This is a genomic window from Microbacterium oleivorans NBRC 103075 (assembly GCF_001552475.1).
Lineage (GTDB): Bacteria > Actinomycetota > Actinomycetes > Actinomycetales > Microbacteriaceae > Microbacterium > Microbacterium oleivorans.
In genome coordinates, this window is sequence record NZ_BCRG01000008.1 from 152,561 (window position 1) to 161,690 (window position 9,130).

Sequence of the window (9,130 nt, forward strand, 5' to 3'; positions counted from 1 at the left end):
CAAGAGACGACCGCCGACGGGTGTCGTCATCGGGAGCGGGGCTAGTGTGACGCGCATGACGGCCGACACGACCCTGCTCATCCTCGGCGCTTCGGGGGACCTCACCTCGCGGCTGCTGCTCCCCGCACTCGGCCAGCTTCTCGCTCGCGAACCGGAGCGGAAGATCCGCCTGGCGGGGGCCGGGGTCGAGGACTGGAGCGATGAGGCCTGGCGCGAGACCGTGCGGAAGGCCTTCGCCACGACCGACTCGGAGTCCGCCTTCGAGCCCCTGGCGGACACGACGTACACGCAGGCCGACATCACCGACGCCGATCAGTTGCAGAAGCTGTTGGATGCCGCCGAGGGCAGGCCCGCGCTCTACTTCGCCGTGCCGCCCGCGGTGGCCGCGAAGGCGTGCGATGCGCTCCGCTCGGTCACGATTCCCGAGGGCACGATCCTCGCGCTCGAGAAGCCGTTCGGCTCGGATGCCGCGACCGCCGAGCACCTCAACGCGACGCTCGCCGAATTGGTGCCCGAGGGTCAGGTGTTCCGCGTCGACCACTTCCTCGGCCGCTCGACGGTCTTGAACCTGCTCGGCGCGCGCTTCGCGAACCGCCTCATCGAGCCGGCCTGGTCGGCGGACCACATCGCGTCGATCCTCGTGCAGTTCGACGAGCCGCTCGGACTCGAAGGGCGCGCGGGGTACTACGACAAGGCCGGCGCGCTCACCGACATGATCCAGAGCCACCTGCTGCAGGTCATGGCGTTCGCGACGATGGAGCCGCCGGCATCTCTCGATCAGCGCGACCTCCGCGACGCGACGGGCGCCGCTCTTCGAGCCACCGCCGTGTGGAACGACGACCCGATCGCGTCGTCGCGCCGGGCTCGGTACACGGCGGGCACCGTCGAGGGCCGCGACTTCCCCTCGTACGTCGACGAGCCGGGCGTCGACCCGGGCCGCGAGACCGAGACGCTCGCGGAGATGACGGTGGAGGTCCGAAACGCTCGCTGGCAGGGCGTTCCCATCACGCTCCGATCGGGCAAGGCCCTCGGAAACGCCGAGGCGAAGGTCGAGGTGCGGTTCCACCCCGTCCGACACCTGCCCCGCGGATTCACCGGCGACCCCGGCCCGACGGTGCTCCGCTTCTCGCTCGGACCCGACTCGATCGCACTCGATCTGAACGTCAACGGCGAGGCCGACCCGCTCGAACTCGAGAAGGCGACTCTCGAGGCGGAACTCGGAGCAGGAGCACTGAAGGCCTATGCCGAGGTGCTGTCGGGCATCCTCGACGGAGACGCCATGCTGTCGGTGCGCGGTGACGCAGCGGTCGACTGCTGGCACATCGTCCAGCCCGTGATCGACGCGTGGCGCGACGGGCGCGTGCCGCTCGACGAGTACGCCGCCGGAACCTCGGGCCCCGAGAGCTGGCCGACAACCTGAGTGGCCGGTGACGCCACCCTCATCCCACGGTGATGGAATAGACGGATGCCGAATCGCACCGCGTCCACCGACGCCCCCATCCTCGACGTCCTGACCGAGCGCTGGAGCACCCGCATCTTCGACGGCTCCGCGCCGATCGATGAGCAGGCACTGCAGTCCGCCCTCGAGGCCGCGCGTTGGTCTCCCTCGGCGTCGAACACGCAGCCGTGGCGCTTCATCGTCGCGCGGCGGGGCTCGGCATCCCACACCGCGGTCGTCGAGAGCCTCCTGGGCTTCAACCGCGCCTGGGCAGCCGACGCCGCCGCCCTCGTCGTGTTCGTCGCGACGACCGAGCAGGACGGCAAGGAGCTGCGCTGGGCGACCTACGACGTGGGCCAGGCCGCGGCGCACTTCACGGTCCAGGCCCACGCGAACGGACTGAGCACTCATCAGATGGGCGGGTTCCGCGCCGCCGACATCGCGACCGCGTTCAGCCTCGCCGACGACCAGCGGGCGATCACCGTCATGGCCGTGGGCCCGCTCGGGGACGTCGAGTCCGCGTCGGACGATCTGCGCGCACGTGAGGATGCACCCCGCGAACGGCGTCCCGTCGCCGAGTCGATCCTCATCGACGACTGATCCGGTGCGGCGGCGGCCGCCTCACCCGTCATCCGGTGGTGTTTAGTGGACCCGATGGACGACGACGCCGCCGCCGAGCTGGCTCGCCTGCGCGAACGCGCGTACGGGCGCACTGCTGACATCGCCGGGGATGCCCCCGCGATGCGGCGTCTGCGCGAGCTCGAGGCGCGCCTCGTGCCGGCAGCAGCCCCGCCGATCGAAGAGCCGCAGCCGGACCCGGCTCCTGACGCAGACGTCGTCCCAGGGGTACCGGTCGCCCGGGCCCCTCGGTGGCGGCGCTGGGTGATGGGCGCGGCCGTTCTCGTCGGAGCGGCGGCGCTCGTGGCGGGGACCGTGGCGGTCACGCTCTCGATCCCCCGCGACGTGCCGCGCTACCCGGACGCGATGCGGGTGGCGACACTGGACACCCTCGAGCCCTGGCCGCCGCAGAGCGACTCGGCCAGCCGGCGACACGAGGACTTCCGCGGGTTCTCGGTCTTCACCAACACCGTCGGCACGTCCGCCGACCCGAACCCGGTGCGCTGCCTCAGCGTCGTCAGCCCCGCCGAAGCGGCCGATCCGACCGTCGGCGAGACCTTCTCCGCGTGCGGCGCGGGCCCGTTCCCGGTGTCGGTGACCGCCGTCGTCAGCTCGTTGAGTCCGCAGGCGGCTCAGGATGCGTACGCCCCGGGGACGGCGATCAACTTCACGCTCGGCGAGGACGGCGTGGAGGTCTGGGTCATCGATCGCTGACGACGGAGTCAGCGCCGGTGGGGTACGGTTCCGATACCTGGTCATGCGTTCGACGGAAAAACGAGGCGACGGTGCCCCTGTTCGAGATGGAAGCCACGAGGTCCAGCCGGATCCGGGTTTTCGTGCGCGCCCAGCTCCCCTTCCTCCTCGGGGTCCTCTTCATCGTCGGCGTGGCGCTCATCGCGCACCCCGAGGGCGTGGGCACACCCGTCGTGATGGCGGGTGTCGCGATCACCGCGGCGGCCACGGTGGCCTCGGTCGTCATCGCCTGGGAACGCCTGAACCCCGCCTGGATGGCCTTGGTCGCGGTGGCCGACATGCTCGCCGTCGCCCTGTTCCGCGCCGAGCTGATGCCGTTCATCCCGGCCGTGACGATCCTCGCACTCTTCCCGATCCTCTGGCTCGCGTACGGCTTCCCCTGGTACGGGATCGTCGTGGCCGTCATCGGCGCGGTGTTCATCATCGCCTTCCGCTACTTCTACACCCAGGAATGGCCGAAGACCCCCGCGGAGTGGGCGAACGTCTTCGCGTTCCCGGCGCTGATCGTCGGCATCGCCGTCGTCGTGTTCATCGCCGCCCGCCACCTCCGCCGCAACAGTCGACGTCTCGCAGAGGTGTCCCGCGCGCAGGAGGATGCGCTCCGCGAGGCGACGGATGCCGAGGCCATCGCCGTCGGCATCCTGAACACCGTGAACGCCGGCGTCGCGTTCTACGACAAGGAGGGTCGCCTCGACATCGCGAACCCCCTCGCCCACCAGATGGTCGAAATGGTGGGGTTCAGTCTCGACAAGCCGCCGTATGCGGGAAACGACGTCCTCGCCGCCGACCGGGTCAGCAAGATCCCCTACGACCAGCAGATCATCCCCCGCGCGCTCCGCGGCGAGAACATCGACAATCACGTCGAATGGCTCGGGCCACCCGAGGCGCAGGTCGCGATCCTCGCCTCATCGGGTCAGGTGCACAGCGAGGACGGTCGGCTGCTCGGCACCGTCGTCGTCGCGTACGACGTCACCGAGCTGGCCGACGCGGTGGAGGTTCGCGAGCAGTTCCTCCGCACCGTGTCGCACGAGCTCCGCACCCCGATCACGAGCATCACCGGGTTCCTCGACCTCATCGCCGACGCTGCCGACCCCGCCGACGAGAAGCTGCATCGCTATATCGAGATCGTCATCCGCAAGACGAACGACCTCTTCGACCGCGTCGGCGACCTGCTGCACGCGAACGACACCGACAAGACCCTGCACGTGACGCCGGTCGACATCGCCCAGCTCGTGGCGACCGCGGCGGGGAACCTCACGGACGCGGCATCCGCTCAGAGCATGCGCATCGAGCTTGCGGGACCGCCCACGTTGCCTGCGGAGGGGGATGCCGGGCACCTGGTCATCGCCATCACCGAATTGCTGCGCAACGCGGTGAAATTCGGAACCCCCGAGACGACGGTGACGGCCGGCTACGCCCTGCGCGGCGATCGCATCGAGATCGCCGTGAGCAACATCGGCCCGGGCATCACCCATGCCGAGCAGCGACGCGTCTTCGACCGCTTCTACCGTACGGCGTACGCGCGCTCGCGGGAGATCCAGGGGTTCGGGCTCGGCCTCACCAACCTCCGGGCGATCGTGGTGGCGCACGCGGGCCACATCCGCATCGACAGCACCCCCGGTCGGTGGACGACGGTCACGATCAGCCTGCCGGTCCGCCTGGCCACAGACATCCGCCAGGGTCAACCCACGGCGTGATGACGTCCTCCGCCGGTTACGGTGAGGAAATGACCACCCGCATCCTGTCGATCGGCACCGCAGTGCCCAGCGCTCGCCTGCGACAGGACCAGGTGCGCGATCTCTTCGCGGGACAGCCCGGGGCCAACCGCCTGACGCAGCGGCTCATCGGCGCCGCGTTCAACGCCTCCGCCATCGAGACACGTCACACCGTGCTCGAGGACCTGGCAGCCGCCGCTGCGGCGACCGCGCTCCCGGCCGTCGAGGCCGCCGACGACGAGAGGATGCCGACGGTCACCGACACCGGTGACCTGCTGGCGCCGTCGACCGGCGCTCGCAACGACGCATACATCCGTCTCGCGCCACCGCTGTTCGCCGAGGCCGCACGAAAGGCACTCAGCGCGGCATCCGTCGACGCGGCTGACGTCACCCACGTCGTGACCGTGTCGTGCACCGGGATGTTCGCACCCGGCCCGGATTACCGGCTCGTGCGCGACCTCGGTCTGCCGACGACGGTCGCTCGCTCGCACCTCGGATTCATGGGGTGTGCGGCAGCGGTGCCGGCGCTCCGGACGGCGTTCCAGATCTGCGCGGCCCACCCCGACGCGGTCGTGCTCGTCGTCTGCGGGGAGCTCTGCTCGCTGCACGTGCGGACTCCCGCCGACCACGACGAGATCGTCTCGGCCTCCGTCTTCGCCGATGGTGCGGCGGCCGCCGTCGTCAGCGCGGACGCATCCCGCGTGACGGGTCCGTCGTTCGAGCTCGACCGCTTCGCGACGGTGCTGACCGACGAGGGCGAGAAGGACATGGCCTGGACGATCGGCGACTCCGGGTTCGAGATGATCCTCTCCGCCGAGGTGCCCCGCATCATCGGGCGCGAGATCCGCGGCGCGGTGGACTCGTTCCTCGGCGATGAGGGCGTCGACACGTGGGCTGTGCATCCGGGCGGGCGGAGCGTGCTGGACCGCGTCGAGACCGGGCTCGACCTGCCCGCCGATGCGCTGACCGTGTCGCGCGACATCCTCCGCGACTACGGCAACATGTCGAGTGCGACGATCCTGTTCATCCTCGGCGCGTTGCTTGCCGGCGACCTCGACGACGGGGAGCGGGTCGCGACCCTTGCGTTCGGACCGGGGCTCACGCTCGAGGCGGCGCGGCTGACGTTCCGGCGGGAGGCCGCATGAATCTCGCCGAACGCGACACGGCCCTGCGCGAACTGATGGACGACCCGGACTGCGATCCGGACGCGCTGGCCGCGACCCTCGAGCGCTTCGACCTCGTGAACCGCGCGATCGGCGGGTGGGGTCGCGTGTGGCGCCGCGGCATCCGTCCCCGGTTGCAGCGTCTCGGGCGTCCGACGCGCGTGCTCGACGTCGGCAGCGGCGGCGGCGACGTGGTCGCCCGGCTCGCGACGTGGGCGGAGCGCGACGGGCTCGACGTGGAGTGGCTCGGGATCGACCCGGACCCGCGGGCGCTCGAGGTCGCGCGAACGCGGGAGAGTGCGCGGGTGTCGTTCGCTGCGACGGATGCCGCCGGTCTCCGCGCGGCCGGCGAGACGTTCGACCTGGTCCTGTCCAATCATGTGCTGCACCATCTGGAAGCCGCGGAGCTCGCGGAGTTCGCGGCCGACACCCGCGCGCTCGCGACGGGGACCGTGATGCACGCCGACATCGAGCGAGGTCGGCTGGCGTATGCGCTCTACGGCATAGGGATCACGGCACTGGAGCGCGGGACGTTCCTGCGCACCGACGGGCTGAGGTCGATTCGCCGGAGCTACCGCGCGGAGGAGCTCGAGTCGGCCCTGGGTTCGCCGTGGCGAGTCGCTTCTCCCGCTCCGTTCCGACTTCTGGCAGTGGCCGATGGCGATGCCTGAGGTCCTGATCGTCGGGGCGGGCCCGGTGGGCACGCTGCTCGCGGCGGAGCTCACGCGGTTCGGCGTCGGCGTCGAGCTGCTGGAGCGTCGGCCCGCGGCGGGCGGAGGTTCGCGCGCGATCGGGCTGCACGCGCCGACGCTGGCTGCGCTCGAAGCGGGCGGCGCGACCGAGCGGATCCTGAGTCGCGCGGTGCGGGTGCGCCGAGGCGAGGCGCGTAGCGATGGGCGGGCTCTCGGAGTGGTCGATTTTGGGCGGCTGGATGTGCGGCATCCGTACGTCGCGACGCTTCCGCAGGCCGAGACCGAGGTCGCGCTGCGCGGTTCGGGTCCCGAGCCCGAGCGGGGTGCGACCGTGACGCGGATCACGCCGGATGGTCGCCGGGTGCGGGTCGAGACCGATCGCGGAGAGCGGGTCGCACCGATCGTCGTGGTGGCCGGCGGGGTGGGCGTGCGCGAGCTCGTGTACCGACCGGGTGCGTTGCGGAGGACCGCATACCCCGATCGATATTTGATGACGGATGCCGCTCTGCCCCCGCGCGAGGACGCGGAGACGGCGCTCGTGCACCTGGCGCCCGGGGGCGTGCTGGAATCGTTCCCGCTGCCGGACGGTCAGCGCCGGTTCGTGGTGTGGGACGAGGGTGGGTCGTTGGAGCCGCATGAACTCGCCGGGCGCCTGCGTCGCGCGATGCGCGAGCGCGGCGAGCCCGAGGCGGCGGAGGTCGTGACGGAGGCAACCGCGTTCGGGGTGCGTCGCGTGCTGGTGCCCGCGATGCGTCGCGACCGTCTGTTCGTGATCGGTGATGCGGCGCACGAGATCAGCCCGATCGGCGGGCAGGGGCTGAACCTGGGCCTGTTGGATGCCGCGACGCTGGCCCCTCTGCTCGCCGCGTGGGTGCGTCTGGGCGAGGCCCCTGAGCCTGACCTCGTCGAGTGGGAACGGGATCGGTTGCGGTCCGCTCGCACCGCCGGACGGATGGCCGCCGTGAACATGCGCCTCGGGCGGCCGGTGTCGGTCGCCGCGCACGCGGTCCGGTCGAGGGTGCTGGGATCGGTGCTAGCTGCGACGGGTTCGCTCGTGCCCCACGCGTACGCGATGGGACTCGACGCCGCCGCGCGGTGAACGGCGGTGGGGCTAGGCCACCGGCATCCGCGTGGTCGCGCGGATCATGATGCGCCGGAGGCCACCACGAGCTGCAGGGCGAGCACCAGGGCGGCCGTCATGACGAGCCGGAATCCGGTGCGGTCCGGGCCGCGTCGCCGCATCCTCATCAGCACGGCGACGGCGACGACCATGACGACGACCGCGAACGGGATCATCGCGAGCGGCCACGCCCCCTCGGTGAGGCTGCCGATGAGCACGGCGATCGCGGCGAGGACGATGCCCGCCACGGCGAGGAGGACGGATGCCGCCGGCCCGATCCGATGCGGCAGACCGCGAACGCCGGTGCGCCGATCGTCGTCGAGATCCGGGAGGACGTTGGTGAGGTGCACGGCCGCTCCGAGCACGGCGCCCGCGAACGCGGCCCAGAGCGCAGCGGGCTGCGGGCTCGCCGCCGAGAGCGTGGCGAGCGACGGGAAGATGCCGAAGCTGACCAGGAACGGGAGGAGCGATGCCGGGGTCGCCTTGAGGCCCGCGTTGTAGCTCCACGCCGACACCAGGGCGACGATGTGGGCGATGAGCATGGCCCAGCCGAGGACTGCCGAGAGGATGATGGCGGCGCCGAGAGTGACGAACGCGGCGATCCACGCCGTGCGCACTCGCGTGTCGCCGCGCACGAGCGGCTTGTCGGCGCGGCCCACGGTCGCGTCGCGGAAGAGGTCGATGGAGTCGTTCGAAAGACCGACCGAGACCTGCCCGAGGAAGACGGCCGCGACGAGGACGACGATCCGCCACGGCTCCAGCCCGGCCGCGACGCCGAGGGCCAGAGAGAGGACGGTGACGACGAGCGAGGGGCCCGGGTGTGTGGCACCCCAGAGGGCCCGCGCGGTTCGCATATCTGATCCTTTCACGATGTAGGAATGCGTTTGCTGGAGTGGCGCGGCTCGACGGCGAGGGATACGGGACGGGTGAGAGGTTTCTCATCTCTGAAGCGACGCAGAGGGTGCGTTTTCGACGTTCCGAGGCCCTCGAATGTCGGAGGTTGGTGCGAGAGTCTAGGCATGGCAAAAACGAGGGAGACCCCAGACGGTGAGGCTTATCTCGCCACCATGGCGGGCCTCGTTGGGGACGTCGGCGAGGTCGCCCGCGAGATGGCGCGCGTCCAGATTCGGGAGCTGCGGGTCCTGGCCGCGGCCGGCAGGCTCGCCGAAGAACAAGCGGTCTCGAAGAACGCCAAGGTCAAGCTGCACGACATGGCCCTGCGGTCGATCGCTGCCGAGTTCGGCGGGGTCCTCCGGGCGACCGATCGCACGGTGCAACGGCGCATGGGTGAAGCCCGCACGATCATCGAAGGGTGCCCCGCGGCGGTGACCGCATGGGAGTCGGGGCGGATCGTCCGCGGGCACGTAACTGCGATCGTCGACGCGGCTGCGGTGCTGCCAGCGGAGATGTGGGCGAAGTTCGAAGCCGTCGCGATCGAACGATGCGAGAAGGAGACGCCGAACCGGGTGCGGGGTGAGCTGGAGACCCTTGCCCACCGGATGCACCCGCGGGCGTTCGCGGAACGCCACGAGGAGGCCGCAGCTTCGCGGTGCGTGCGACTCGTGCCAGGGCGGGACGGGATGAGCGATCTCATCGCGACCCTGCCGACCGTCATCGCCGAGGGGATCCAT

Annotated in this window: 9 protein-coding genes; 8 read left to right on the forward strand and 1 reads right to left on the reverse strand. The window is 70.9% G+C overall.

Annotated elements, in window-relative coordinates; genetic code table 11:
* Positions 1-55: 55 nt before the first annotated feature.
* The 7 genes from MO1_RS09670 (at position 56) to MO1_RS09700 (ending at position 7,478) form a co-directional block, all read left to right on the forward strand.
* A complete protein-coding gene (locus MO1_RS09670) occupies positions 56-1,420 on the forward strand; it encodes a glucose-6-phosphate dehydrogenase (protein ID WP_060915917.1) in 1,365 nt (454 codons plus the stop codon).
* Positions 1,421-1,465: 45 nt separating this feature from the next.
* A complete protein-coding gene (locus MO1_RS09675) occupies positions 1,466-2,038 on the forward strand; it encodes a nitroreductase family protein (RefSeq protein WP_036309534.1) in 573 nt (190 codons plus the stop codon).
* 54 nt (positions 2,039-2,092) lie between these two features.
* On the forward strand, positions 2,093-2,770 hold the full coding sequence (locus MO1_RS09680; protein WP_060915918.1) for a hypothetical protein: 678 nt from the start codon (positions 2,093-2,095) through the stop codon (positions 2,768-2,770).
* Between the two features lie 71 nt (positions 2,771-2,841).
* Positions 2,842-4,506 (forward strand): sensor histidine kinase, encoded by a 1,665-nt coding sequence (locus MO1_RS09685; protein WP_060915919.1) that lies wholly within the window; start codon positions 2,842-2,844, stop codon positions 4,504-4,506.
* Between the two features lie 29 nt (positions 4,507-4,535).
* On the forward strand, positions 4,536-5,669 hold the full coding sequence (locus tag MO1_RS09690) for a type III polyketide synthase (RefSeq protein WP_036309531.1): 1,134 nt from the start codon (positions 4,536-4,538) through the stop codon (positions 5,667-5,669).
* The gene (locus MO1_RS09695) at positions 5,666-6,358 is read left to right on the forward strand and encodes a methyltransferase domain-containing protein (RefSeq protein WP_060915920.1); all 693 of its coding nucleotides are present in this window, start codon (positions 5,666-5,668) and stop codon (positions 6,356-6,358) included. Before MO1_RS09690 ends, MO1_RS09695 begins: the two co-directional genes overlap by 4 nt.
* Positions 6,345-7,478, forward strand: a complete 1,134-nt coding sequence (locus tag MO1_RS09700) for an FAD-dependent oxidoreductase (protein ID WP_303621047.1) — start codon at positions 6,345-6,347, stop codon at positions 7,476-7,478. The genes MO1_RS09695 and MO1_RS09700 overlap by 14 nt, the downstream gene beginning before the upstream one ends.
* Positions 7,479-7,522: 44 nt before the next feature.
* Here the strand turns inward: MO1_RS09700 and MO1_RS09705 are convergent, their stop codons facing one another.
* On the reverse strand, positions 7,523-8,353 hold the full coding sequence (locus MO1_RS09705; RefSeq protein ID WP_036309526.1) for a UbiA family prenyltransferase: 831 nt from the start codon (positions 8,351-8,353) through the stop codon (positions 7,523-7,525).
* Positions 8,354-8,518: 165 nt separating this feature from the next.
* On the opposite strand from MO1_RS09705, the gene MO1_RS09710 reads away from it, so the two are divergent.
* On the forward strand, positions 8,519-9,130 hold a 612-nt coding region (locus MO1_RS09710), incomplete at its 3' end, for a DUF222 domain-containing protein (protein ID WP_157526404.1).

What these genes read in the sequence shown, in the direction of transcription:
- MO1_RS09670 (WP_060915917.1), top strand. Translation starts at nt 56, where the DNA reads ATGACGGCCGACACGACCCTGCTCATCCTCGGCGCTTCGGGGGACCTC.
- MO1_RS09675 (WP_036309534.1), top strand. Translation starts at nt 1,466, where the DNA reads ATGCCGAATCGCACCGCGTCCACCGACGCCCCCATCCTCGACGTCCTG.
- MO1_RS09680 (WP_060915918.1), top strand. Translation starts at nt 2,093, where the DNA reads ATGGACGACGACGCCGCCGCCGAGCTGGCTCGCCTGCGCGAACGCGCG.
- MO1_RS09690 (WP_036309531.1), top strand. Translation starts at nt 4,536, where the DNA reads ATGACCACCCGCATCCTGTCGATCGGCACCGCAGTGCCCAGCGCTCGC.
- MO1_RS09695 (WP_060915920.1), top strand. Translation starts at nt 5,666, where the DNA reads ATGAATCTCGCCGAACGCGACACGGCCCTGCGCGAACTGATGGACGAC.
- MO1_RS09700 (WP_303621047.1), top strand. Translation starts at nt 6,345, where the DNA reads ATGGCGATGCCTGAGGTCCTGATCGTCGGGGCGGGCCCGGTGGGCACG.
- MO1_RS09705 (WP_036309526.1), bottom strand. Translation starts at nt 8,353, where the DNA reads ATGCGAACCGCGCGGGCCCTCTGGGGTGCCACACACCCGGGCCCCTCG.